Genomic DNA, 25,809 nt, shown 5'->3' on the forward strand with positions numbered 1-25,809 from the left:
TAGAATCTATATACAGGTATGGGGGGAATCAGGATGTCAGACAGTTTGAACCGGGTAAAGTTATCCCAGTGGGATGCTTTACTGGTAGAATCACTTCGCGCTTTGGGCTGGTCCAATGAGGATATTCTTCGTAAAGTGGCGGAGGGCGATTTGCCCGTTGATGAGAGTGAATACGAATTTGATTATAAGCAGTTGACCACTTTACAAGCGGAGCAGCCAGAATTGTTCGAGCAAGCGGTGAAGACAGGCTATCAGATCAAGTACAACACGATTCGTGGTATTCGTAGCTGGATATGGGTTGTTCTTGGTAAAGAGGCAGAGTTGGAGCTTGAAGAGGGTAGAGAAGCCATAGAAATAGTATTGACGACAGCCGAGAAGAACCGGCTGGAATCTGTGCTGTCATTCGGCTGGCAGATTCACGCTGGAGCCGGTGTGGAAGACGGTGCCAGCGCTAACGCAAGCTACCGGATCGAGCCGATTCAACGATAGCCTCTCCGAGCAGAGAAGAAATAAAGAAAGAACGCCCTTACCTTTTCCTCATGGAAAGGATAAGGGCGTTCTTGGTTAGTTCACTTCAATCCGGCCACGCCGGAAGCTGATTTCTGCTTTGCCGGTGTGCAGCTGCCACATATGCCAGAATACAAACGGAACAATCATAATAAAGTTGATGATTCCCCAATAGTTCATGACGTCTGCATTGTACCACGATGAAGCATCCATTATTGTCGGGAACAGGCTAACGAAGCAGGCACGTAGAAGTAGATGTGCCGCTAATGTATAGACCCGCGCAATGATGTAGAGTTCTGGGCGGCGTTTGATGATGGGATAGAGCTCGGCTGCGAGAAGAATGCATAGCGAGCTTGCAAAGAACTTCGGACTCTCGGCATAGACGAAGGCTGCATTCCAAGTTGTATAGAGGAAGTTCCAGCCGATTGTCGTATATGCAATGAGATCGCCGTGTGATTCTGTAGAAATTTTCCAATATTTTGGCGCAAAAGGGATGGTTATACATAATAGGAGGCCGGTAAGCGCATTGAACGTATTCCCCATCGTAAAGTCTTTAATGGTCGCTTCCATGATATTAAGGAATAGAACGCCATATACGAACCACAATACCCAATCCTTCTGTAACCCATTCCAGAACGGTCCTTTTCGTTTCTCGTAGTTAGCAATACGAATGAATCCAACAAATATCGTAGGAAGAATTACACTTAAAATCTTTGCCCACCGAAACCAGCCTTCTACACCGCCCATAAGCCATAAGGGAAAGGTTAGTAAAGAAGCAATCCAGAACCAGTGGGCAAACTTATAATGCTTGCGCATGATACTGACAACAATAAGAAGCAGAACTATGTAGCCGATCATACTAACGCCGTACTGCCATGCAGGAATATCCATGATAAACCTCCTTTTTTGTGAAAGCGTAATCAATTTGTGCCGATACTGAGCTTCAACCCTACAAAGCTTGGTTAATTCATAAACATAACAACTGTTCGGTTTTATTGTATTAGGAATTAATTGGTTCTGTCTGTGCTAATTAACACACAAAAAACAAAGTAGATTCAGTACTCTTTTCATATAAAAATAATTCGCAATAAGCGATTCAGTTGGGCGGGGAGTTTATGTCTGAGGATAAAAAATTACATATTATTGAGGCGACGAATCGTGTTATCTATCGAATGGGTATTGCGGGTACGACTATGCGGAGAATTGCCGATGAAGCCGGGCTTAGCACGGGGGCGTTGTATCATCATTACAATAGTAAAGAAGAGATTCTTTATGATGCGATGGATCGCAGTCTATCCGTATCTACGAGAATTGCCGAGGAGGTACAGCAAGGGAAGTATAGCCGCGGGGAAGTTATTGAGCAAATCAGCGAGAATGTGAAAGATCGTTTTAACAAAATAGATGACAATCGAATGCAGTTCTATCTTGCCCAGGAAGCGATACTAGGGAATGAGGAAATCTCCAATCAATTGAAAGTTAAGTATAAGAAATGGATTGGTCATACCGACGAGCTGTTGCAACGCTTGTACGAAAAACAACCCGGGAAATACAATAAAGCCATTGCCTCATTGCTGATTGGAGCTATTGACGGGATCGTTATGCAGACGCTGCTGGGTGTGGCGAATACGGATGATATTGAAGATATTTCCGAGGTATACCACAAGCTTCTTGTAGAAGGCATTCCAAAGCTGTTAGAAGCATGGGATGAATAACGCAGAGCGTGGCGGTACGGTACGGCTAATCCTTCTGCGTGTAATTCACAGAATGAAACTCCCCGCAGCTTGCTGCGGGGAGTTTCATTATACGTTTACTGCTGTATAAGCAACCTCATATTGTGCAGCTTCAATCCAGGTTCCTGTCTTAAAGTCTCTGCCCCGGACAAGCACTTTATCTCTATATACTTCCACATAGAAGCCTTGGCTGCCTGTCTTATGCTTATCTTCGTTTGTCCAAAGGTAGGCGACAGAAGCAGCATTAAACATCGTTGCCATCTCTCCATGGCCAGGGTGCATAGTGTTGTCTACCTCTAGCTCCCAATGGGTGTGACCAGTGAATAACAAGGTCTGGGGGTGTTTCGAAAGAATCTCTTTTAATTCCTTATCTTGAGTGACACCATACCAATCTTGTGATTCTAACGATCCAGCTACTGTATCTTTAAGCGGTTGATGCAGGAAAAGAAAGATAGGCTGATCCGGTGAAGCTTGCTCCCCAAGCTTATGCTCCAGCCAATCAAGCTGCTTAGAGGAAAGATGACAGAATTTAGGCAATCCTTTTTCTGTACCTAGAAAAATAAAATGATAGCCATTAATCCAGTGATCATGATAGGGTCCAGACATTCCAGTCTGTGACGTATACATCCCTAAGCGAGACTTCCAAATCCCGAGGCCTACATCATGATTACCTAAAGTGAAAGTAATGTCGGGCAAGTCAGCCTTATGTTGATTAATGATACGAAGCATTTCTTTATATTCAGCAGAAAAACCATGGTTTGTGACATCACCGATATGCATAATCCCACTGCTGCCTTTTCCATGTGCGGCTATATCACGGAGCGCCAGCTCAAAGTTAAGATTGTACTCATGATTTCGGTCAGCGGTGACATGCGTATCCGTGATGATCTGAAAGGTAATAACAGGCTTCTCTTCAGGTAATGTGTTCGCGCTCATGTTTAGGCATCCCCCTTCATCTTATGAATCTATGAAATACTGTGGCTGTTCACTAATGCGTCTTCCCGCTAATGTTCAGTCCTATGATCCCGGTTAGGATAACGGCTATCCATAGTAGGGAGGACAGGGTTAGCTTTTCTTCGAAAAATAGGGCTCCTATGAAAGAAATAAGGATGATTCCCGCCCCTGACCATATCGCATAAGCAACGCCTACCTTAATAGAGGTGAGGGCATAATTCAGGGAGGTGAAGCTGGCTCCATAGAACAGAAACATGAGCACGGAAGGCCAGAGCTGAGTGAACCCCTGAGATATTTTCATTGAGATGGTCCCTGAGAGTTCGAACACAATCGCTAGCATCAGAAACATCCATGTCCAAATTCCTTCTATTTTCACAGGGAAGTAACCTCGATGCTGAGTTCAGCGTAAGATCGCACAATGAGATCTGCATCCGGGAGAATATGCGATGAAGCACTAATGTCTTCATTTTCAGTGATACCTATAGCTATCTGCACACCTGCTGCTTTAGCCATTCGCATATCCCCATTAGTATCACCGATAACTGCTGTGTGCGCGGGTTCAACGGCCAACCTTTCGCAGGCAAGCTGCACCATGTCGGGGAAAGGTTTACCCTGATCCACAAGGTCTGTTCCAATTACCTCGGAGAAATAGTGCCGTATGCCGAGCCATTGGAGATGTTTCTCTGCAGCATCTGTTTCATCTGCGGTCACCACGGCGAGAGGGATACCAGCACTCGCACACTCATCGAGAAAACGATGAATACCCGGCAACGAGTGAACGGGGCGTTTCTTTTCCAACATAACATCCGCTTCCAGACGGCACTGATGAACAAGCTCCATGGACTCTGCCCACGATAAACCTTGCAAATAACCCTGCCATGACAGGATGGCATAGAGATCACTCATAGTCCCCATAGCCAGGGGTCCGTTCCGATCATAATCGGTAATGCTTCCTTGGGCATTGTGTATAGTTCCCATTAATGCAGGGAGCTGTTCTTCTGGAATCTGTAGTCCTCTTTGCTTCATATCCTTCGTGAATCGCTCTAAAAAACACTCGCCCCAGCTGCCCCAGAGGGATACGAACTGGAGCAGCGTACCATCCTTGTCGAATAGAATAGCTGCTACAGCGTATCTGCCTTGTGGCGTGATGAGCTCAGACATGAACTCCACCGCCTTTATTTTAGTTTATCAAGCGCTGCTTGCGCTGTTTCCTGTGCTTCCTTAAGTGCCTGTGCTGCAGGAATATTCTCAATTTGCACCTTATCAGCGGCGATTTTCAGCGCATCGTTGATTTTGCCGCCAGTAGGATCTTGGAATGGTGCAGAGCCATGAGAAGCTTGCATCAACGGAACCTTAATCTGTGGATTGCTTTCACTGAATGACACAAACGCCGGGTCTTGCAATGCGGATTGGCGCACCGAAATATATCCAGTATTAATGGACCAAGAGGCAGTATTCTCGGCATTTGTGAAGTAGGTTAGCCATTTCATAGCCGCTTGTTTCTCACTGTCGCTTGCTTTAGATAGAATGCCGGCCATCAGTGCTTGGGCTACGGGTTTGCCCTCGCCAATCCCTGCCCAGCCTGGCTGCTCCATAGCAGAAACAATGCTAAAGTCGAGGTCACCTTGATCGCCACTGGAGCCGGTGTAGCCTGCGGATTGATTCTTCATTACATCATCAATTGTTTTGTACCAATATTCCCAGCCTTGACCCCCTGAATGAATCCGCATGATCTTATCCTCGTGGATCCATTTGCGGAACAAATCCCAGGTTTCGATCCACTCTTTAGAGTCGATCATGACTTGTTTCCCATCCTCGCTAAGAATAGTGCCTCCTTTGCTGAGCGCGGCATCAATCATGTTCCCTGAACCCCACATAGGCTCCCAACCGAAGAAGGTGGTTTTGCCGCCGTCTTTCACGGTCATTTTCGCAGCTGCGGCAGCTAGGTCTTCCCAAGTCTTCAATGTGCTCGCATCAATTCCGTTCTTCTCAAAAGCATCTTTGCGATAGTACATAATCTGTGTTGTTCCATACATCGGCAGGAAGTATTGCTTGCCATCAACCTGGCCCTGATTTAGAAAGGTTTGGACAAAATCCTCTTTATTAAAATCTGGCTGCAATGCCATAAGCTCATCTATCGGAGCGAAATATCCTTTGCGGGCCCAATCTACATTTGAGGAGAGAGCAGCAGCAGGCACTTTTCCTGTAGCAATGGCCGCTTGCAGCTTCTGCTCGGTTTCAGTGTAGTCTGCCTGCGCGATACCTTTGACAATGACCTCTTGCTGGGAGGCATTAAATTTCTGAATCAGTGCCTCCATATTCTCACCAAGCTTACCGCCGAGACCATACCAGAACTCAATCGTTACCGGTGCATTTTGTGTAGGTGCAGCCTCTGCGGAGGGGGAGGAAGAAGCTCCATTTGCCGCTGTAACATTATCTGTACTCGCATTTCCTCCACAAGCTGTTAACATTGTAAATCCGGCAACCAAAGATAGGGCGGACAGTCTCTTCAATACGTTCATCATCATTCTCCTCTTATTAAATAGAATAGTTAGCTTATCCTTTGCTGGAACCAGCGGTCATGTTGACGCTTTGCATGATCGTTTTCTGAGCTAGTAGAAATACTAGCAGCAACGGGGCGATGGTGAATGCGCTAGCGGCCATGATCAGCGGCCATTTCAATCCGTAAGCACCTCCTTGAGTGAAGAAACTACGCAGACCGGCCGAGACCAGCTGTAGATTAGGATCTTTGGTGATGAGCATTGGCCAGAAATAGTTATTGTACTGATCAATGAAGGTGATCAGGGCTAGCACAGCAAAGGAAGACCGTGTAATGGGGACAAGAATGGTCCACAGAATCCGCATATGCGAGGAACCATCCACTTCTCCAGCCTCTACCAGCTCATGGGGAACCTGAAGGAAGGCTTGCCGAATTAGAAAGATGGAGAAGACACTTACACAGTTAGATAGAATCAACCCGGCATATGAATCCAGTAGATGAAGCTGGGACAATACCAGATATCCGGGAAGATAAACGGCGGTGGCAGGGACCATATAGCCGAAAAGAATGACACCTGCGAACAGCCCTCTGAAGCGGAATTTCATATGCGTAAGCGCATAGGCCATCATCCCGGAATTTATCACCTGCAAAATAACAATAGAGACGGCGACAAATACGCTATTGCCCATATATCTAAAGAAAGGGGCTTCGTGCCAGGCGGCTGAAAAGTTACTCCACAGCGGCTCTTTCGGCCAGATCGTCGGCGGAGACTGCCAAATTTCATCATTGGTTTTTAAGGCGCTGGTGACCATCCAATAGAAGGGGAAGGCCATGATCAGTGCAATAGCTGCAAAAAATAGATGGCGGGCCAGTTTGCCCACTCGTACGGTCGTGGCATTCATCAGTCGTTCTCCTTTACAGCAGTAGTTATTGATAATGGGTTGTCCGTTTACTAACCTCTAGTGAGATTACGGAGAGCAGCATACATATAAATACCAGAATCATTGCGACACTAGAGGCTTCTCCAATCTGAAAGGCTTCAAAGGCAGACTGATAATACATATAGAGCAGGGTACGTGTTGATCCCGACGGTCCACCTTGTGTGAGTACGTTAATCTGGTCATATGCCTGTAAGGCACCAATGATCTGTACGATGAACAGAAACAGTGTCGTTGGCGAGATTAGCGGTAAAGTAATACGGCTGAATTTTTGAACAGCATTTGCTCCATCCAGTTCAGCGGCTTCCAACAGATCGGTAGGGACATTGCGTAGTGCCACCAAGTAAAAAATCATCGCCCAGCCTACCGATTTCCATATCGTCACGAGCAGAACGCCGAGCAGTGCCCATTTAGGATCTTGAAGCCAGCCGATTTTTTCTAGACCGAATAGATCAAGCACAGTATTGGCAAGACCGATTTCAGGTTCGTAGATCCAGGACCAGACAATGGATACCGCCACGGTCGGCGTGACCCAAGGGGAGAAAAGAAGTACCTGATAGAGAGTGGAGCCTTTCAGCTTCCCATTCATCAGGAGTGCAAGTCCAAGTCCGATCAGAATAACGGGCAGTACACTTCCCGCACAGAATAACAAGGTTACTCTTAGCGCTTTATAGAAGGCGGGATTGCTGAACAGATCCAGATAGTTAGTTAGTCCGACAAAGGTTTTCTCGGGGCTCATGAAGTCCCATTCAGTAAAACTGAGATAAAATACATAAAGTAATGGCGCGAGCCAAAATACCACGAATGGAATCATTGCCGGCAAGGTGAAGAGCACCGGTTTCAACTCACCTATAAATCTTGTGCGTTTCATTATTCTGTCGATACCCCATTCCATCTTCTGTTTTTTGCGGTATAATTCTGAGGAAAGCTCCTCCGTTCAAAAAAAATTGTACACTCATCGAGCAGCTGCGTGGTCAAGCGGGCGTAAAGATCGATGCGAGATTATGTAAAAATTTAAGAGATTAGCGAAAGTAGTTGCTATTTTGTGTAAAATAGAAGGTAGATTCTAAGTGGAATGAAGGTGCAGCTATGAAACAGGTAGCCTTTGGTGAAGAGAATAGAGACTTATCTCCACGCGAGCAGCTGCTGCGTCCGATGATTGATGCAATTGCTCAGACGATGGACTTATATGGTGCCAATTACTCATTCGGGCAGCTGTATGGAATTATGTTCTTTGAAGACCGGCCGATGACGCTTGAAGAGATGAAGAATGTGATGAATATGAGTAAGAGTAATATGAGCTATGGAGTCCGATCTTTGATGGCTTCCAAAATGGTGACCAAGCTGGAGGAGAAGCGGGAGCGAAAAGATCTGTATGCAGTGGAAACAGATTTCTTTGAAACCTTTAAGAACTTTTTTGGAATGAAGCTGCAGCGGGAGATTGATGTCATGAGGCAAGCCTTGGATGTTGTTATTCCTGAGCTGGAGGGATTGGTTCATGCCGTGGATACGCCTGAGGAGGAGCGGCAATTCTGCCTGAAGGATCTGGAGAAGCTGGAGCATGCCGTTCAATATTATGATTGGCTGCAGCAGTTTGTGGACGAGCTAGGGGAAGAAAATTACTTTGTAGACAAGAGAAGATCCTAGACCGTCTACAATTACACATAGATGTACATAATTATATATAGATCTCCATGTGAGGGAGGTGTTCCTTAAGCCAGTTCAGGCTTAGGGTTCGCCTCCTATTTTTATGATAAGAAACAAAATTAAAAAGAAAATGTAACCAAAAGTAGGTGGAACTGTCACCAAATATGTAGTTACATAGTGAATAAAAGAACTTTTTAAGGAGATTCAGAGATTGCATACGAAAAAATATATGATACTTTTAGTCATTGTTCTGCTAATAAGTCTTGCTGCTATTTTCAACAATCAACACGAGTCTTCTGCAGTTACTATAGATGTGAACGGTCAAATCATTAAGACAGTAGCTACATATCCGGGCTCGCCTGATGAGCTAATGATTCCCAAGGCTGCAGCAGAACAGGCCCTTAATATGCGTATCGGCTGGCAGAAGCAGGGGGCACTTCCGAAAGGTATTTACTATAGAGACCATGTAGCTGTGCTGATGTACCATCATCTTTCAGAGAAGCCAATGCCGCAGTTTCCTTGGATCTTATCTGCCGATCGGTTTGATGATCAAATGAACCTGCTGAAGCAAGAAGGGTTTCACGTGATTACGATGGAACAATATCGTGAATTTATGCTGAATGGCGGCACGGTTCCAGATAATGCGGTGCTGCTGACTTTTGATGATGGATATGAGAGCTTTTATGAATTGGCTTTTCCTATTCTCAAAAAATATGGCTATACGGCAGTGAATTTTGTTATCGTATCTACGATTGATCACCCAGATCCGAATAGTGTGCCGAAGCTCAATTGGGAGCAGATGCGGGAAATGAAGCGGGACGGGATGGGATTCTATAGTCACACGTACGATTTACACCATTATGGTATCGTGGATGCTGAGGGTGGGGAGCGGCCAGCCGCCAGTGCTTTGTTATATATCGATGATGAGAACAGAAACGAAATGAATACGGAGTACTACAGCAGAGTTACTCGTGATTTAGCCAAGGCGGAGCAAAGACTGAAGGAAGAGCTGGGGAATACCGATTCAGCGATTGCCTTTCCTTATGGATCATACAATGACCGATTGCTATCGGCATGTGATTCACTCGGAATTTCGCTAACATTTAAAATCCAGGATGGGATCAATGCGAGAACGGACCGGAATGCCTCCCGGATCAACGGGGGAAGTCAGAGTCTAACTGCAGTCCAAACTCTTGAGCAGGTTAAACATATAGATTCACCTATGGAATTAACCTTGAATAACCAAAGAGTAGCTCTGATAGGAAGTGCGCCCGAAATGAGGAAAGGGACCCTGATGGTTCCGTTTATACAATTATGCAAGGATCTACATATTGATCTCAACTACGATCAGAAGAGTCGAATCGTTAAGTTAATGAACACAACGGGAGGCTCATAAACGGCTAAGGAAATGAATGGAATGGATATCAGCTTTCCCTATGTTCAATAGGAGTTTACAAAAAGTGAGAAATTTCGCCAATTTGGGCGAATCACTAGTTGCTATAAGTGAATTCCTTACTGTAGACTATAATTAGAGTACTAATTGGTAGGCGAATGGAGAGAACAGATGGAAGTATTTAAGCGTTATTACGCGAATTTAACGGTCCGGCGTTTTTTTATTTTGGGGCTGGTTGCCCTGCTGCTATTCAGTATTAGAGATATGCTCAATTTAGTACTGTTAACATTTCTGATTGCTTATGTAATGAACAGTTTTCAGGTGCTGCTCACGAAGCGAATCAATAAATATGTTGCGGTCAACAGTAAAGTCATTATTGTTATTTTGTATTTAGCTCTGATTGCTCTGATCGTAGTGACCTTAGTGAATTATTTACCGAAGGTCTTCACACAGATAAAGCAGTTAACTAATTTTCTGACCAGTTTAACCCCTGCAAACATTCCGCAGAACGAAATCGTGCAGTATTTATTTGCCCAGCTTAAGGATTTGAACTACCAGTCTTATGTGAAAGATGGTCTTGAATACGTCCTGAAAATAAGTAATTGGGGCACAAGCTTCGTATTATCCACCATTCTGAGCTTTGTCTTTATCCTTGAGAAGAACAGAATTGTCAGTTTCACTGCCCGTCTTAAAGAGAGCAAGATTTCTTGGTTCTATGTTGAGCTTGAGTATTTCGGTAGAAAATTCATCTCATCGTTTGGTAAAGTGATCGAAGCGCAAATTCTGATCGCGCTGTTTAATACATGCTTTACGGTGATCGGACTCTGGATCTTAGGTTTTCCGTATTTATTCGCCTTATCGATTATGATCTTCCTGCTTAGTTTGATTCCAGTTGTAGGTTTTGTGATCTCCTTAATACCACTTTGTATTATTGGTTACAACATTGGTGGCATAGCAATGACGATATATGTATTGGTTATGATCGCCATACTACATTTTGTTGAGGGTTATTTCTTAAATCCAAAACTGATGTCATCCAAAATGAATCTGCCTATGTTCTACACCTTTATCGTACTTCTCTTCTCTGAGCACTATATGGGTGTATGGGGTCTAATTCTCGGGATTCCAATTTTTGTATTCTTCCTGGATATACTGGAGATCAATAGAGATAACAAGATAGAGACTTAGGAATTCAGTTTAATAGCGTTGAATATACGAAGAGGGTGATCTGACAGCCATTCAATGGCTATCGGATCACCCTCTTTATTTAAATATAAGAATATATAATCTCCAAGCTATATATTATCCTTATATTTCTCGCATAAATGCTTACCGTCCCATTAGGGACGCCCAAGGCGTTATAGCTTGGGCGCGGAGAAATGTTGTACGGCCAATGTATGTATCTTTCTTAGCCGAAAGAAGTGAGAACGCTCTCCGTAACGATGTCCCTCAGCTCCGCTTTGTGTGCTGCATACTGCTCGGCTGTAATATTTCCGGAAGCTAGTCGTGAATCTAGCTGTTCCGTTAGCTGGGTTACCTGTAGATCGATCACATCTTCAATATCTGTGTTTTGTTCTATTGCAATATCTTGAAGTGATTTGCCGTCATATAAGGCATCGTACAGATCATCATCTGTGGGTTGGTTAAGGGCTTTCAATAATAATTCGTCTTTATCCGCAACACTTGTGGTGGACCATTGAGTTGACGAGCTTGCGTTAGCAGTAAGGCTACTCCAAGCATTTCCGAAAGACATTACTATAACTACGGTTCCTACTATAATCACTCTTTTTATATCCATTAGAGTCCTCTTTTCTTATTTTACGAATAACGTTCTATGGTTTCTGTTGAAAGTGTCTGTGATGGTTGTGGTTTAACTTATTTCTATTATAACCCGGAAAGCTGAGCTGAAGCTTAAACAATATTTAAGATAACCTAAAGATTTAACATTGAAATGATATAGCGATAATATACCCCTAGTATAATTTCCAGATGATCTAAATTGCATATTTATGCAGAAGGGTCACAATCAAACTTACGGGGAGTGTTCGGAGTTTTGAGAATAACAGCAAAAGCTAAACGTTTTCTATCCAGCGTAATTGCAAGTAGTCTGATGTTGGGGATCATGGTTCCAGCAGGATATGCGGAAGAACAGCAGCCGGATACGGAGCAGACATCTTCCGAATTAGGAGCACATTTTGATGAACAGGTTGAGCTCAACACGCTTTTAAGTCAACCGACTGTAATGACAGATGTATACGCGACACCAACCAATCCAGGCTCTTTACTTATTACAGAGGTTGTTCCAGATACTAAAAATGTAAAAGGCGCGGATGGTAGCTCTGTAGATGGTTACGAATTTGTTGAGGTTTACAATAATACGGACGAGCCGGTTAACTTTAAGGATTATTATTTCTTTTATAATGACAAAGATACTTGGACACCAAACGGCGATGCGGTCATACCGGCGCATGGAAATATCGTCTTCTGGATTATGAACGGCAATAATCTGAGTGTTCCTGCCGAGGATTTCATCAAAAACTTTAATCCTTCTGCATCTCTTCAGGAAGGTGTAAACCTGTTCCGTATTAACGGTGGCGGTGGTATGGCCAACGCTTCTGCGCGCAACTTACAAATTAAAAGTAAAGCAGGAGATGCTCTTATTGTCTCTGCTTCTTATGGAAAAGAACAGGTGAAGGAAAACAACGGGATTTTCTATAAGTATTCGCAATCCGACAGCTCTATGATGAGTCTCATGGCGATTTCGGGAACGGTTGCGGCTACACCAGGAACCGTAGATCCAGAACAACTGCCTGAGCTAGTACCTGGAGACAAGCAACCGGTAATTAAACACCACTCGCAGAGCAGTGTGGATCCAGCGGATCTTCCCGTCACCGCGAAGATTACGAACCTAGAGATTGGACCAGACGGAACGCTACCGGTAGTGAAGTTGCAATACGGCTCTCCTTCTCAGGTGAAAGATACGGTAATCACCATGACCTCAAAAGGCGAGGGGGAATATACGGCCGTGATTCCTGCGGCTGCACTGGAAGAACCAGAACTGCACTACAGCATTCGTGTAAACAATGTAACAGAGAGCTATTCTGTTCATGTGAACCTGCCTGCATTTGATTCGAATAATGTGCCACCGCTGTTAATTACAGAGCTGCTGCCCAATTCGACGAATGTAAAAGGAACGAGCAGCGATGCTTTTGAATTCATTGAGGTATATAACAATACTGATGCACCGATTGATTTTAAAAACTACAAGATCTATTATCGCTATCCTGATAAAGGCAATGCTTCCGATGTGAAGTGGCCCTCTACGAAAGAGAGTTTTGTAATTCCTGCACAGCAGTCCGTAGTGTTCTGGGTTATTAATAGTGCTAACAGTACATACACCGCTAGTGATTTTAATGCGGAATTCAACACTAATTTGATGGATGGCACGAATCTCTTTCAAATCAAAAGCGATGGGATAGCGAACTCTGGCCGCCGGGCCGTCGTAATCAAAAGTAATACCGAGAAAGAGATCTCCTCTGCGTATTATGATGCTGATCTTACCTATGATGGTGGGGCTAAAGGTGACGACACCAAAGAAAATAAAGCCCTTCTATACAAGTATCCTGTGAATGGGCAAAGTAAAATGCTCAAGATTAGCACAGGATCAGCGGTTCCGTCACCAGGGCAGGTAGATGTTGCACTGCTTCCTAACACACCGATCCATGTGGATCCGGATACCGAAAATCCGACGGTAAATGATCTGACTGCTGTAACGGAGATTGATCAGTCGATGAGTCTGGATTTGAAGGCTTTCGCGGATGACAATAAAGCTGTTACGTCTGTAGAAGTAAGGGTAGCTTCGGATAAGCAGCCTGATTTTGTCAGCCATAATTTATCCCAAGACTTTAACGATAGCTTGTATCATTATAAATTGTCGTCTGCTGATTTGATCGGCAGAAATGAAATACAGTATTATTTCGTCGTTTCCGATGGCACAAATGAGATTGAATCTCCGGTAATGAAAGTGAAAATTACGGGTGGTCCAGATCAATCATCACTTCGTTTGAATGTGAAGGATGGGCAATTCATTAATGGCTCTATGACGGTAAAAGGAACCTCTGCTACCGCAAAGGCTGATGAAGTGGGCCTGAGCATCGACAATAAGGTGCTTGGCAATAACGAAGTATATGCCGCGCTTGAGAATGATGCTTACTTTGTATTTGATGCGAAGAATGTAGATTATTATTTCAAAAACGGTATCACCATGGGACCAGAAGAATTAGGGGATGCGAGTATTCTATACACCTTTATGGACCCGATTACTACGTATACGACATTGACCTTCCCGATCTCCTCTGCCGCTTTGCAAGTGGGCAAGGATAATGTGATCTACATTCGGGCGGGCTCTAAATCATCGCCTTTTGACCCTCGTCCCGAGGAGAATAAAGATGATTTTGAAGTAAAGAATGTGCGCCTATTACTTGCAGACGGTACTGAAGTTTGGGACCCTGCTTATGCAGAACGTGATAAAGAAATTAAGATGGGGGACAGCGCAGGTAAGCATGAATCCATCGGCTTCCGGTTCGATCTGAAATCTGATTTGTTCCGTTCGAAGGCTTATAACTGGAATACTAAAGAAGTAACGGACGGAGAACATAAAGTAACAGTGACCGAAGGTGGATCCAAGGTATCGTCAAACGTAGTTGTAGACAACACGCCACCATCTATTAAAGCATCGATTGAAGATGGAAAAACTTATCGTGGTAATTTCGTAATTACTGCTGAGATCAAGGATACTTACGCAGGTGTAGATAAAGTTAGCGTGAAGCTGGACGGCAATGTTATTGAACTGCCTTATGCTACTTCATCTGGAAAGTTGTCCGGTGGAGACCATACGCTTTCTATCACCGCATTGGATAAGATAGGTAATCAGGTGGAAAAGGTAATTACATTCCACGTACCGAATGAAAATCCATTTGCACCACTCCTGATCTCACCTCAGAACTGGGAGATTGGTGTGAGCACGAATCCGACCTTGAAGGTTAAGGTTGAAGATCCTAACCAGGATAAGATGGATGTTACCTTCTATAGAGGCTTCAAGTACGATGGTAACCATCCAGAGCAAGGATTTACTGGATTTAAGAACGCATCCGATACAGAACCGCCGAAGCAATCCGTTCCTGCGGGCGAAAAAGCCCTTAGCAGTGACGAATACAGCAAAATAAGTGCAGTTGATGGACAGTACTTAATTAACGATGCGGTTGAGCAATTCCCATATCAGCGCTATGAAATTAAGCTGGATGAATCGGTGAAGGCTTCAGATCGTGTGGATATTGAATGGAAGGGTAATTCACTTCCAGGTCGTAAAGTAAGTCTCTACGCGTGGAGTCCTGCTGAAGAGAAGTGGATACAGCTGGATCATTTGATTGCTGGTACTGAGGATTTTGAACTGAAATCTACGGTGACTGTTGGAGAATTCGCTAGCGGAGGTAGCATTGCTGTCATGGTTCAGGATGAGATTGCGTCCGCGACTAAGACTGCACCTACAGTTAAGCAGGATACCTATGATTTTTCTTTTGTATGGATGTCTGATACGCAATATTATTCTCAAAGCTACCCTTACATTTATCAGAAAAATGTAAAGTGGATTGCCGACAATAAGGATAATTTGAACTTGAAATATGTAATTCATACCGGAGATATAGTGGACAAATCCTATCAGGAATATGAATGGGAAGAAGCCGATCGGGATATGAAGGTACTTGAGGATGCAGGTATTCCATATGGTGTTCTTGCGGGTAATCATGATGTAGGCCATCAAACCGGAGATTACACGAAATTCTGGCAATACTTTGGGGAATGGAGATTTAAGGACATGCCAACCTTTGGCGGATCCTATGACAACAACCGGGGCCATTATGATTTAGTATCTGCGAACGGAAATGACTTCATTATCGTATATATGGGCTGGGGACTGGCTGAAGAAGAAATTGAATGGATGAATGAGATCGTTGCTCGTTATCCAGAACGTAAAGCGATTCTTTGTCTTCATGAATACCTGCTCGTATCTAATAACCGCGCACCGATTGCCGATACGATCTTTGAAAAGGTTGTAAAACCTAACAAGAACGTAATCGCAGCTTTGTCCGGTCATTATCATGATGCGGAGCTTAAGGTAGATGAGTTGGATGATAATGGAGATGGCATTGCGGACCGCAGTGTATATCAAATGCTGGCAGATTATCAAGGTGCCGAAGAGGGTGGACTTGGTTATATTCGTCTGCTTCAGTTCGATGTAGCTAACAACAAGCTTCGTGTGAAGACTTATTCGCCTTACTTGGATGATTATAATTATTATGATGAAAATGAGTTCCCTGGCAAAGATGAGTTCGTACTAGATCTCGATCTGCAGCCTGTAACCAAACGTGTAGCTACCGATTACATTGGAGTTAAGGTTTACAGTGATCAGACAATCGCGACCCAGCAGCAAGTAGAGAGCGGTGCGGAGACTCAGGTCACTTGGAGTAAGCTTAATCCAGAAAGCTACTACCAGTGGTATACAAAAGTCGAGGATGATAACTCTGGTAGTGTGCTTTCAGACATTTGGGGCTTCTACACTGGAAAAGAGGATGTAAGACCGACGCCGACCCCAGAGGTGACACCAACACCAACACCAGAGGTAACGCCGACGCCAGAGGTATCGCCATCGCCAGAAGTGACGCCGACACCAGCACCAGAGGTGACATCGGCACCTCCAGTAGTTTTACCAGTGCCAACAGTGACTCCAACGCCTACAGCCACACCTGGAGGGGGAAAAGGAAACATTGAACTGGCATTAGGAAGTAATGGAACGTATACAGCTGATCCGTCAGCCTTGAAGAAGCTGATTGAGGAAGCTACGACAGGTGGAAATATCAAGATTAGCTTAGGCGGAGGAGCTTTGACTCAAGATCAGTTTAAACTTGCACTTGATGCAACGAGCATCCAACAGGCTGCCGACAAGAAGCTGAATCTGAATATTGTGTCTTCCAGCGTTACATTAAGCGTACCAACAAGCTCTTTACCAGCGATCCCGGCCGGAAGTGACATGCTGCTGCTGAGCGTTGATACAAGTACGACAGCTGTACAAAGCAATGTCTCTGGAATGAGTCCATCCAAGGCTACCGTGACGCTGAACCTCAGTACCACAGCAGGCGGCAAAGAAACGGCTATCCACCAGCTTAAAGGTGCTGTTACGATTACCCTGACGCTGACGAAGGAACAGCTTGCTAAGCTTGATACAGATTTTGCGGGTGTCTATTATGTAAATGGCAGTACCTTGGAATATTTGGGTGGAGTGTTTAAAGGCAATACCGTTACCTTTACAACAGATCATTTCTCTTCCTTCGCGGTACTGGAATACCATAAGCAATTTAGTGATACCGCTGGTCACTGGGCAGAGCTGTACATTTCCAAGCTGACGGCTAAGCATGTGATTAAGGGTATCGACGATACGCACTATGGTCCACAAGCGAATGTAACCCGTGCAGATTTTGTTACACTAGCCATTCGTTCACTCGGATTGAATGAGACAAGTGAAACTACGGGGAATGGTGCTTTTGCTGATGTATCAAAAGATGCTTATTATGCATCATCGATAGACAAAGCTGTCCAGCTTGGACTTATCCAAGGCAGTGATGGCAAGTTCCGTCCTAAAGATGCAATTACACGTGAAGAAGCGGCTGTTGTCCTGCAGAAATTGATACAATACAAAGCTGGAGCGCAGTCTTCCATTGCTGCTACTGCAAGCTTTAAGGATATAAACAGCGTATCAGAGTGGGCGAAGCAAGCGGTAAGTGAATTGAAAGCTAAGGGAATCCTTGACGGTAAGGGCGACAATCATTTCGATCCTCGTGGCAAAGTAACCCGTGCTGAAATTGCAAAACTGTTATATGGAATAATCAATTTATAAGAATAGTATGGCAAAGGCAGGCAGAGGTAACTCTGGCCTGCCTTTGTCATTTTTTGCACTCTATATTCCTTTTCTTCTAGCAAAGCAGGAAATTCTTACTATTCATATGATTTTTCATATATAATATTTTTGAATAAATTTTTAATAGACATAATCTAGCTTCCTGCTGGCAGTCATAATGATATCTTTCGTTGTTACACTAGTTATTCACGATGATCCGGCAGTTATTCTCCTTGTTACGGCACTTCTTCCAATTGGCGCAGGAATGGGTATTCATCCATGATTGCTTATATTCCTTATTCTGTTATCCACTGCCCCCTTCTTCTTTGCTTATCAATTACCAACGTATTTGAACGCTTATTATAGCGCTGGCTCGGACTCATTGCATAATACATAGATTGGAGAAACGAACCTTGAGAGTAAAGTTAGCACATATTTTGCTTCTACTTACGGTGATTTTTGCGGTTCTACTGTATAGAGGGAGTCTTGACTCCATTGATCATCTGTTACAAGACCGCGTGATGCAGCACGAGCGGTCTGTGGATACTACGATTGCTATCATCGGGATAGACGATCAGAGCTTGGAGGACTTTGGCAGCTGGCCGTGGAGCAGAAATGTTCATGCACAGCTGTTAGATACGCTCTCCGAGGGACATCCAGCAGTGATCGGTTTTGACCTTACGTTCCCTGTAGGCTCGGAGGACCCGGAGGCGGATACAGAATTCGCTGCGGCTGTGGCCCGTGCGGGGAATGTAGTTTTGCCGGTATATGGCACATTTGCGCCAAATACCGAGCAGGGAAAGATCGAAGCGCTGGAGCTATCCCAGCCGTTTGAGGCTTTGCGGAAGGCTGCGGCTGCAACCGCCCATATCAATACTATTACGGATACTGATCGAGTGGTGCGTAAGGCTCTTTATTCTTTTGACTATGAAGGGGAGTCTATTCACAGCTTGTCATGGACGGTCTACCAGAAATATCGAGAGGCGATGGGGGGCACTGCTGATCCGCAGAAACTCCCACTGGATGACTTTGGGCGCTTTTATATCCCTTATTCAGGTGGCAATGGCGACTTTGAGGAGATTCCTTATTCGGCGGTTCTTAGCGGAGAGGTTCCACCATCTTATTTTGAGAATAGAATTGTGCTTATAGGGCCCTATGCTACAGGGTTTAAGGATGACTTCCTAACACCAATTAGCGGAAAAAATACGTTATATGGTGTGGAAATTCATGCAAATATCATTCAATCTCTACTGGACGATAATTATAAGCGGGTACTGGATTGGAAGTGGAACGAGGTAGTGTTGCTTTTTGTTGCGCTCCTAGCCTATCTACTATTCCGTAAAGTGAAGATGCTATATTCCTATGCGGTCATTGTGGTCATCATTGCCCTTCTTATTTTTGCAGGTCGTTTTTTCTATGACCAAGGGATAGTAATTTCACTGGGTTATGTGATTCCCTTTCTAATCGTTAGTTGTATTATCGTAATAGCTTTTCAATATTTAGAAGAACTGATGGAGAAACGTAGAGTTACGGATATTTTTGGTCGATATGTTGCCCCGCAGGTTGTCGATCAAATTCTCAAGAACGGTAAAGAAGGGCTGAAGCTGGGAGGAAGCCGCAGAGAGCTAACCTTGTTATTCGTTGATATTCGCGGGTTCACTCCGTTGTCGGAGGCTGCTGAACCAGAGGAGATTGTTGAGATTCTGAATGAGTATCTGGATCTGACTGCGGGTTGTATTTTTAAGTATGATGGCACGCTGGACAAGTTTATCGGGGATGCCACGATGGCGATCTTTAATGCTCCATTGCTGCTGGAGGATCATCCAATGCAAGCGGTGAAGGCGGCATGGGCGATGAAGGAAGGCTCGGCTGCGGTGGAACAAAAGCTGTTCGAACGGTTTGGTCTTGTAGTGAAATTCGGTATCGGGGTGCATACTGGTCCAGCTGTATTCGGGAATATCGGCTCCAAGACCCGGATGGATTATACAGCGATTGGCGACACCGTCAACACGGCAGCCCGTCTGGAAAGCAATGCGAAGCCTGGACAAATCCTCATCAGTGAGGCTACCTACGCTTTTGTAAAAGATAGAGTATCAGCCGTTTCATTAGGAGAGATCAAGGTAAAGGGCAAGGAACAAGGAATCAGTGTCTATGAACTGGAGGGATTGAGATGAGGTCGTTAAAGCTTACACTGTCGTTTATGCTGTTGTTCAGTATTCTTTGGCCAGCAGTTGTCACAGAGGCGAAGGATAGCGTCAAAGTTGGGAAAATAACTGCGGTCTCAGGCAAGTCTGAAGTGAGAAAGAGCGGTGGAACGAAGAAATTCAACGCTTTTAAAGGAATGGCGATTACCCAAGGTGATACGATTATAACAGGCAATGATGGGCAAATTAGCCTCGATCTTGATGCTAACAAGGAAGTTACGATCGGAGCTAGCACTACGCTTACCATTAGCCAATTAGTAGAAAGCGCAAAGGCATTGGGTGGGAAAACAAGCCTGAAGCTGCAAAACGGGCAAGTCCTGATCAAGGTGAAAAAGAAGCTGGATGGCGATTCTCGCTTTGAGATTGAGACACCAACGGCTATTATGGGCGTTATGGGTACAGAGTTTTTTGTAAGCGTTAATAGCCAAGGCAATGTAGTCCTTAATAATGGGATAGGGAATAACGGCGATTATCTGGGAGTTCTGGAAGGAACAGTTCATGTAGTTTCGACTATTGATCCCACGCTGATTGAGCGTATGATAACAGCCTCCCAGCAGTTAATTATGGAGAATCAACAATGGATAGAGTCGCAGTTGTCCCTAAATGCATTACCACAATTTGCGCTAGAGCAGCATTTGAAATATCTGAACGAAGAAGAGGTATTGGAATTCGAATCGGCTAAGAAAAAAATCGAGCAACTACTCGAGCAAATCAAAGCCACTATGCCCGTTCACTCAAGTCCGCCTATTCCAACAATTCCACCTCAGATTCACTATGATCTATCTAGTTCAGCTCCCTTAGATATGACGAGACCAACACCGCCGATGAGACCTACACCAACGCCGACACCGGAACCGACGTCAACACCGACGCCGGAGCCAACACCAACGCCGACGCTGGAACCAACACCAACGCCGACACCAACGGCAACACCAACACCAACACCAACACCAACACCAACACCATCGCCGGTACCAACACCGGAGCCAACACCAAATCCGCTAGGTGCACCAGAGCTAGACCAGCAGGAATTTAGAGAACATATCTATGACTATCTCGTCCGTGATAATGAGATTGTTTTGCCGTTTACAGCACCGTTATTCTTTAATATCGCAGATGACACTAATCCTAATGCTGCGAGGGATGGGGTGAGTGTTACTTTGAATCAAAGTGAGGACAAGCTCGATTTAGGTGAGGTATATATTCGAGAGAATAAGCTTCACATTCAGCTGCGTGAATCACTTCCTTATAGCTCTTTCGTTCAAATCAAGGTGAACGGCGGTTTGTTAAAGAATGCCCTTTCCGGGGGTGAAGTACAGGAAGAGGATCAACTGATAGCAGATGGCGGTTTTACCTACAAGGGAATGATCACTCCGAGTTATTTTAACCATACTGGCCCTATAGGTGAAGGTGAAGCACCAGAATTTATCATCCATTCGCTGGGTTATGATGTAGGGGAGATTAGATATCATTATGAATATTCTGAGGGAGATCCATCTTCACTAGAAGATACAGATTATGTACTGGAGCGGAACGGTGAGAATACCTTTGTGCTTAAGCTTATTCCGGAGTTCTTGAATGGATTATTTCCCGAACCTTATATCGTTACCATTCCTCTCGTGAGGAATGAAGATACAGAAAACGGCCCTGTTGAGGTAGTAGTAGACAACCTCCAGATTAGATTATCTTTGTTATTTTAAAGGCGCAATAACCTTCGAGAGGAGAACAAACATAATGAAAAAGGAACTCATCTCCATCGTTTGTGGATTTATGCTCATAAGCGCAGTGCCATCTAGCATCGTTACCGCAGAGGCAGTACAACCCGTAAGCGGCAATGTTCAAGGGAGTATAAATCAGAATATCTCTTCTAACGCTGTACTCTCTCTTAAACAGCCATGGGGATTGACTGCTGTATCTGGCAGCAATGATCTCATTATCGTACAGTCCGGAAGCGGTACTATCAGCAAGTGGAGTAATGGTGAGCTGCAGACAGTGGCTGGACAAGGTGCAGAAGGATATATCGATGCGAAGAGTGCAAAGGCCTTGTTTAATCATCCGACGTATACCGCTGCTGACAGTAAAGGCATTATCTATATCAGTGATACCGACAATCATGTCATCCGTAAAATTAAGAATGGAGAAGTATATACCTTCGCAGGAACGGGAGCGGCTGGCTATAAAGATGGACAACCCAATACCGCGCAGTTTAACGCGCCGGGTGGATTGGCAATAGACAATAATGACAATGTATATGTAGCCGATACGCTGAATCATGTGATTCGCAAAGTTACACCGGAAGGTATTGTGACTACTTTTGCAGGTCAGCAGGGTAATATTGGTGCTTATTTAGATGGTTCGGTAGCTTCGGTCAAATTTAATGAGCCCGTGGGTCTTGTGTTCGATGAAACCGGTAATCTCTATGTGGCTGACAGTGGGAATCAGATGATTCGATTGATTAAAGGCAATATGGTTGAGACCTTTGCGGGCAAAGCAACGACAGTTGATCCAGTGACTGGATATATGGCTGGAGGGTTCCACAATGGAGATCGTCTGTCTGCGCTGTTCAATCGTCCTCGTGGACTCGCCTATGCCGATGGAGTCTTGCTGATTGCTGATAGTCTGAACCATAGGGTTCGGGCCATTCAGAAAGATGGAAGAGTCATCACAGTTGCAGGGCAGGGCACCTTGGGAGATCAAGTTGGAGCATTGGATAAAGTGATGTTTAATCAGCCTTCCGGTGTTGCGTTTGCTTCCGGGAAATTGTATGTGACGGATACGCTGAATAACAAGCTGAAGGTATTGAGTCTCGATTTGCAAGCCCTTAAGCCACTGCGTAGCGAGGGTGATCTGCTCGATGCAGTCTCGTTACTACCAGTGGGTAAGGACATGCAAGTATGGTTGGACGGAGTACAGGTGAAATTGAATACTAACAATCTACCACTTGAGCAATCCGGCAAAATTTATTTACCGGTTAGAGCGCTATTTAGCGCATGGGGAGCGGACATTCGTTGGGATTCGGCAAGCAAAGAGACGATGATTAGCAAAGGGGAGTGGACACTTTTCCTAAAGCCAGATGCAAGCCTTAATGTGGAAAACATAAAGGGCACTTTATATGTGGCAGCTGAATATTTGCCGACGGTTTCAGCTTTTATGCAGGTTTATGATGAGGACAGTCATGCAATTGTGCTGGAAAGTGGCCAATAATGGTTCGTTATTATAAAAGTTAAGGCTGTCGAGAAAAATCTCGACAGCCTTTTTTTATGACGACAATCCTTCAACGACTTTATCAATATTCCATTTAATCATCTTAATGTATGTGTCGCCTTCTTCGCCTTTCTTAGCTAAAGAATCGGTGAAAATCTTAGAATGTATCGGTACACCCGTTTCATTGGAGATGGTTTCCATTGTTTTCGGATTAACGCTCGTTTCCAAAAATAAAGCCGGCACTTGATTTTCATCAATGATTTTAATTATATTTTTCATTTGTTCTGGCGTTCCTTGACTATCGGTATTGATTTCCCAAATAAATGCGGATTCAAATCCGTAGGCTTTTGAAAAATATTTAAATGCCCCTTCGCTTGTAACCAAAATACGTTTCTCCTGCGGGACTTTTTCTACCGCTTCTTTTGCATATTGATCCAATTCATTAAGTTTCTTAACATATTCTGATTGGTTATTCAGATAAAATTCTTTGTTGTCCGGATCTTTTTCGATTACATGTTTAGTGATGATATCTACATATTTAATAGCATTCTGAACATCAAGCCAGGCATGAGGATCTTCTTGAGTTTCTTTGCCTTTTTCTGTTAGGTACATTGGAGTTACTTCATCTGAGACGGCAAAAGCGACATCCTTTTTATTAGTGACATCAAGAAGGTCTTGGAACCACCCCTTACCTGTTTCCAGGTTCAATCCGTTATAAAAAACTAAATCTGCACTAGATACTTTACTTGTATCCTTAGGTAATGGATCGTACATATGCGGGTCTGTTCCGATGGGAACCATGCTATAGACCTCAGCTTTTTCCCCTACAATGTTTTCGGTCATATCCGCGATAATGGAGTAGGTTGCAACAATCTTCAACTTGTCATGGTCTGCTTCTCCCTCACTAACATTTGAACATGCGGTAAATAGCAAGATGAACATTGTCAAAGAGAGCATCTTTATTGTTTTTTTCATCCTTGTTTAACCCCTTTTCTTAGAAAATTATTTTTGGGCGAGATAATAAATGATATAGCAAACAAACTTACCCCTACTAGAACAATGGTGGCACTTGTAGGTAAATTGAATCTGAAGCTAATGATCACACCTATAATTCCAGATACAGCGCCGATGGTGGAAGCCAGGATAATCATATGGATCAGCTTATTTGTCCAAAGATATGATGTAGCTGCTGGAATAACTAGCATTGCAATAACAAGCACAATTCCAACTTGAGATAATGAGGACACAGTAACCACGGATAACAGCATCATCAATAAATAATGATAGAATCCCGTTTTTAAACCAAATGCCTTAGAGACGACAGGATCAAACGAACTAATTAACAGCTCTTTATACAACAATGAAATGATGGTTATAACAACAAGCATGATAATAAATGATTGCATTAACTCGGACTGCGGGACGGCTAAGATGTTACCGAATAAAATGTGAGTTAAATCAAGCCCGCTCTTGGCGAAAGTGATTAAGACAATTCCTAGAGCGAAAAATGAGCTGAGAATAATTCCGATCGAGGTATCACTTTTGATATTGCTGCGACTTGTTATGAATTGAATGAGGATGGCCGCTAAAAGTCCAAACAATGAAGCTCCTACAAGAATGTTGATCCCTAAAATATAAGATAACGCCACACCTGGTAATACAGCATGAGACAAAGCATCTCCCATTAATGACATTTTTCTAAGTACAATAAAACTTCCTAAAACCCCTGAAACAATGCCAAGAATGATAGCAGACAATCCTGCGTTAAGCGCATAGATCGGAATGTTTAATAATGATGAGAAATAATCAATCATTTTCGGCGCCCCCCATTCCTTTGATTACAAGATTACCTAAGGAAGCCCCGTAAGCATTGAGGATATTGTCGGCTGTAAAGGTGTCTTTCACATCGCCAAAAGCAATAAGCTTTTTATTGAGAATGATTACTTTGTCAAAGTATTCTTCGACTTCATGTAAATCATGATGAACGATCAATATGGTTTTCCCTTCTTCGCGAAGCTGTTTAAGCAGTTTTACAATAATTTTCTCACTGACAAGATCTATGCCGACAAAAGGTTCGTCTAAAAAAAATACATCCGCTTTTTGGGCAAGCGCTCTGGCAATAAAAACTCTTTGTAGTTGTCCTCCAGACAAATTACTAATTTGTTTATTTGCAAGATCACTTATATCTACCATGGCCATACATTCCTCGACGCGTTGCCGCTCTTTTTTCCCGGGGCGCTGGAAGATTCTTAAGTTTGGATAGGTTCCAGTTAGCACTGTATCGTTCACTGTGATTGGAAAAGTAAGGTCAATATCATTTTTTTGCGGTACATATGCGATCTTCCGTTTATACTCAGAAATGTCTTTTCCCTCTACCCTCACCGTTCCGCTTCTTTTCTTGATTACTTCTAACAATGACTTAATGAATGTCGATTTTCCTGCACCATTTGGCCCGATAATTCCGATGGTATACCCAAAGGGAATATCGATATTTACATTTTCTAGCGCTGAATTACCGAAATAATCCACGTTTAGGTTTCTAATTTCAATCATTAAAAAGCTCCTCGTCTTGAAATTTATTGATTTGTTTCCTATTGGAAACATTTATTTTAATTATCTAATTTGTTTCCCTAGGTAAACATTTATTCTTAGGTACAATATATTTAACAATGGGCAAAATGTCAATGAAAAAGCTTAAAATTTATTTGATTTTGAATTAGTACAAGCATGCGATCTGCACCGGTATCGGGGTGATTTTTTTAGAATTAAAAATACATACTT

20 protein-coding genes are annotated in these 25,809 nt (G+C 43.8%); 9 read left to right on the forward strand and 11 right to left on the reverse strand.

Going from position 1 to position 25,809, the window contains the following annotated elements; translation table 11 throughout:
- Window positions 1-33 precede the first annotated feature (33 nt).
- The gene (locus tag NSS87_RS01455; RefSeq protein ID WP_339244359.1) at window positions 34-489 is read left to right on the forward strand and encodes a hypothetical protein; all 456 of its coding nucleotides are present in this window, start codon (window positions 34-36) and stop codon (window positions 487-489) included.
- Window positions 490-564: 75 nt separating this feature from the next.
- Here the strand turns inward: NSS87_RS01455 and NSS87_RS01460 are convergent, their stop codons facing one another.
- Window positions 565-1,398 carry a hypothetical protein gene (locus tag NSS87_RS01460; RefSeq protein ID WP_339244361.1) on the reverse strand — a complete coding sequence of 278 codons (834 nt, stop codon included), beginning with the start codon at window positions 1,396-1,398 and terminating at the stop codon, window positions 565-567.
- Window positions 1,399-1,622: 224 nt separating this feature from the next.
- Here NSS87_RS01460 and NSS87_RS01465 point away from each other — a divergent pair, with 224 nt between their 5' ends.
- Complete coding sequence (locus NSS87_RS01465; RefSeq protein WP_339244363.1) at window positions 1,623-2,219, forward strand: TetR/AcrR family transcriptional regulator; 597 nt, start codon at window positions 1,623-1,625, stop codon at window positions 2,217-2,219.
- An 87-nt stretch (window positions 2,220-2,306) separates the two neighbouring features.
- Here the strand turns inward: NSS87_RS01465 and NSS87_RS01470 are convergent, their stop codons facing one another.
- From NSS87_RS01470 to NSS87_RS01495, 6 genes are read right to left on the reverse strand one after another with little or no spacing between them, the layout of a single operon-like run.
- Complete coding sequence (locus NSS87_RS01470; RefSeq protein ID WP_339244365.1) at window positions 2,307-3,173, reverse strand: metallophosphoesterase; 867 nt, start codon at window positions 3,171-3,173, stop codon at window positions 2,307-2,309.
- 52 nt (window positions 3,174-3,225) lie between these two features.
- Window positions 3,226-3,540 carry a multidrug efflux SMR transporter gene (locus tag NSS87_RS01475; protein ID WP_339248381.1) on the reverse strand — a complete coding sequence of 105 codons (315 nt, stop codon included), beginning with the start codon at window positions 3,538-3,540 and terminating at the stop codon, window positions 3,226-3,228.
- Between the two features lie 23 nt (window positions 3,541-3,563).
- Window positions 3,564-4,352 carry an HAD family hydrolase gene (locus NSS87_RS01480; RefSeq protein WP_339244366.1) on the reverse strand — a complete coding sequence of 263 codons (789 nt, stop codon included), beginning with the start codon at window positions 4,350-4,352 and terminating at the stop codon, window positions 3,564-3,566.
- A gap of 14 nt (window positions 4,353-4,366) precedes the next feature.
- Window positions 4,367-5,713, reverse strand: coding sequence for an ABC transporter substrate-binding protein (locus tag NSS87_RS01485; protein ID WP_081951003.1), 1,347 nt, complete (start codon window positions 5,711-5,713; stop codon window positions 4,367-4,369).
- A gap of 34 nt (window positions 5,714-5,747) precedes the next feature.
- Window positions 5,748-6,593, reverse strand: coding sequence for a carbohydrate ABC transporter permease (locus NSS87_RS01490; protein WP_149646299.1), 846 nt, complete (start codon window positions 6,591-6,593; stop codon window positions 5,748-5,750).
- A 25-nt stretch (window positions 6,594-6,618) separates the two neighbouring features.
- Complete coding sequence (locus NSS87_RS01495) at window positions 6,619-7,500, reverse strand: sugar ABC transporter permease (protein ID WP_042193124.1); 882 nt, start codon at window positions 7,498-7,500, stop codon at window positions 6,619-6,621.
- A gap of 218 nt (window positions 7,501-7,718) precedes the next feature.
- On the opposite strand from NSS87_RS01495, the gene NSS87_RS01500 reads away from it, so the two are divergent.
- The 3 genes from NSS87_RS01500 to NSS87_RS01510 all read left to right on the forward strand — a co-directional run bounded on the left by NSS87_RS01500 (window position 7,719) and on the right by NSS87_RS01510 (window position 10,857).
- Entirely contained in the window at window positions 7,719-8,276 is a 558-nt protein-coding gene (locus tag NSS87_RS01500; RefSeq protein WP_339244369.1) for a transcriptional regulator, read from the forward strand.
- A 211-nt stretch (window positions 8,277-8,487) separates the two neighbouring features.
- Window positions 8,488-9,672, forward strand: a complete 1,185-nt coding sequence (locus NSS87_RS01505; RefSeq protein ID WP_339244370.1) for a polysaccharide deacetylase family protein — start codon at window positions 8,488-8,490, stop codon at window positions 9,670-9,672.
- 168 nt (window positions 9,673-9,840) lie between these two features.
- The gene (locus tag NSS87_RS01510; RefSeq protein ID WP_042184192.1) at window positions 9,841-10,857 is read left to right on the forward strand and encodes an AI-2E family transporter; all 1,017 of its coding nucleotides are present in this window, start codon (window positions 9,841-9,843) and stop codon (window positions 10,855-10,857) included.
- A gap of 220 nt (window positions 10,858-11,077) precedes the next feature.
- On the opposite strand, the gene NSS87_RS01515 is transcribed toward NSS87_RS01510, so the two are convergent.
- Window positions 11,078-11,467 (reverse strand): hypothetical protein, encoded by a 390-nt coding sequence (locus NSS87_RS01515; RefSeq protein ID WP_042184194.1) that lies wholly within the window; start codon window positions 11,465-11,467, stop codon window positions 11,078-11,080.
- Window positions 11,468-11,722: 255 nt separating this feature from the next.
- On the opposite strand from NSS87_RS01515, the gene NSS87_RS01520 reads away from it, so the two are divergent.
- The 4 genes from NSS87_RS01520 to NSS87_RS01535 all read left to right on the forward strand — a co-directional run bounded on the left by NSS87_RS01520 (window position 11,723) and on the right by NSS87_RS01535 (window position 23,028).
- Window positions 11,723-17,620 (forward strand): S-layer homology domain-containing protein, encoded by a 5,898-nt coding sequence (locus NSS87_RS01520; RefSeq protein WP_339244373.1) that lies wholly within the window; start codon window positions 11,723-11,725, stop codon window positions 17,618-17,620.
- A gap of 413 nt (window positions 17,621-18,033) precedes the next feature.
- Window positions 18,034-19,794, forward strand: coding sequence for an adenylate/guanylate cyclase domain-containing protein (locus NSS87_RS01525; protein WP_339244375.1), 1,761 nt, complete (start codon window positions 18,034-18,036; stop codon window positions 19,792-19,794).
- Window positions 19,791-21,524: a FecR domain-containing protein gene (locus NSS87_RS01530; protein WP_339244377.1), complete on the forward strand. Its 1,734-nt coding sequence runs from the start codon at window positions 19,791-19,793 to the stop codon at window positions 21,522-21,524. Before NSS87_RS01525 ends, NSS87_RS01530 begins: the two co-directional genes overlap by 4 nt.
- Before the next feature lie 34 nt (window positions 21,525-21,558).
- A complete protein-coding gene (locus NSS87_RS01535) occupies window positions 21,559-23,028 on the forward strand; it encodes a stalk domain-containing protein (protein WP_339244378.1) in 1,470 nt (489 codons plus the stop codon).
- 54 nt (window positions 23,029-23,082) lie between these two features.
- Here NSS87_RS01535 and NSS87_RS01540 read toward each other — a convergent pair whose 3' ends face one another.
- The 3 genes from NSS87_RS01540 to NSS87_RS01550 are packed head-to-tail and all read right to left on the reverse strand — an operon-like array spanning window position 23,083 to window position 25,581.
- On the reverse strand, window positions 23,083-24,003 hold the full coding sequence (locus tag NSS87_RS01540) for a metal ABC transporter substrate-binding protein (protein WP_339244380.1): 921 nt from the start codon (window positions 24,001-24,003) through the stop codon (window positions 23,083-23,085).
- Entirely contained in the window at window positions 24,000-24,842 is an 843-nt protein-coding gene (locus tag NSS87_RS01545; RefSeq protein WP_339244381.1) for a metal ABC transporter permease, read from the reverse strand. The genes NSS87_RS01540 and NSS87_RS01545 overlap by 4 nt, the downstream gene beginning before the upstream one ends.
- Complete coding sequence (locus tag NSS87_RS01550) at window positions 24,835-25,581, reverse strand: metal ABC transporter ATP-binding protein (protein WP_042184202.1); 747 nt, start codon at window positions 25,579-25,581, stop codon at window positions 24,835-24,837. The genes NSS87_RS01545 and NSS87_RS01550 overlap by 8 nt, the downstream gene beginning before the upstream one ends.
- Window positions 25,582-25,809 lie beyond the last annotated feature (228 nt).

The organism is Paenibacillus sp. FSL F4-0243 (assembly GCF_037963295.1).
Lineage (GTDB): Bacteria > Bacillota > Bacilli > Paenibacillales > Paenibacillaceae > Paenibacillus_AQ.

Excerpts from the sequence above, each read along its gene's own strand:
- NSS87_RS01510 (WP_042184192.1), top strand. The coding sequence starts at position 9,841 with ATGGAAGTATTTAAGCGTTATTACGCGAATTTAACGGTCCGGCGTTTT.
- NSS87_RS01480 (WP_339244366.1), bottom strand. The coding sequence starts at position 4,352 with ATGTCTGAGCTCATCACGCCACAAGGCAGATACGCTGTAGCAGCTATT.
- NSS87_RS01470 (WP_339244365.1), bottom strand. The coding sequence starts at position 3,173 with ATGAGCGCGAACACATTACCTGAAGAGAAGCCTGTTATTACCTTTCAG.
- NSS87_RS01460 (WP_339244361.1), bottom strand. The coding sequence starts at position 1,398 with ATGGATATTCCTGCATGGCAGTACGGCGTTAGTATGATCGGCTACATA.
- NSS87_RS01530 (WP_339244377.1), top strand. The coding sequence starts at position 19,791 with ATGAGGTCGTTAAAGCTTACACTGTCGTTTATGCTGTTGTTCAGTATT.
- NSS87_RS01545 (WP_339244381.1), bottom strand. The coding sequence starts at position 24,842 with ATGATTGATTATTTCTCATCATTATTAAACATTCCGATCTATGCGCTT.
- NSS87_RS01540 (WP_339244380.1), bottom strand. The coding sequence starts at position 24,003 with ATGAAAAAAACAATAAAGATGCTCTCTTTGACAATGTTCATCTTGCTA.
- NSS87_RS01455 (WP_339244359.1), top strand. The coding sequence starts at position 34 with ATGTCAGACAGTTTGAACCGGGTAAAGTTATCCCAGTGGGATGCTTTA.
- NSS87_RS01515 (WP_042184194.1), bottom strand. The coding sequence starts at position 11,467 with ATGGATATAAAAAGAGTGATTATAGTAGGAACCGTAGTTATAGTAATG.
- NSS87_RS01550 (WP_042184202.1), bottom strand. The coding sequence starts at position 25,581 with ATGATTGAAATTAGAAACCTAAACGTGGATTATTTCGGTAATTCAGCG.
- NSS87_RS01475 (WP_339248381.1), bottom strand. The coding sequence starts at position 3,540 with ATGTTTCTGATGCTAGCGATTGTGTTCGAACTCTCAGGGACCATCTCA.
- NSS87_RS01490 (WP_149646299.1), bottom strand. The coding sequence starts at position 6,593 with ATGAATGCCACGACCGTACGAGTGGGCAAACTGGCCCGCCATCTATTT.
- NSS87_RS01485 (WP_081951003.1), bottom strand. The coding sequence starts at position 5,713 with ATGAACGTATTGAAGAGACTGTCCGCCCTATCTTTGGTTGCCGGATTT.
- NSS87_RS01495 (WP_042193124.1), bottom strand. The coding sequence starts at position 7,500 with ATGAAACGCACAAGATTTATAGGTGAGTTGAAACCGGTGCTCTTCACC.
- NSS87_RS01535 (WP_339244378.1), top strand. The coding sequence starts at position 21,559 with ATGAAAAAGGAACTCATCTCCATCGTTTGTGGATTTATGCTCATAAGC.
- NSS87_RS01465 (WP_339244363.1), top strand. The coding sequence starts at position 1,623 with ATGTCTGAGGATAAAAAATTACATATTATTGAGGCGACGAATCGTGTT.
- NSS87_RS01500 (WP_339244369.1), top strand. The coding sequence starts at position 7,719 with ATGAAACAGGTAGCCTTTGGTGAAGAGAATAGAGACTTATCTCCACGC.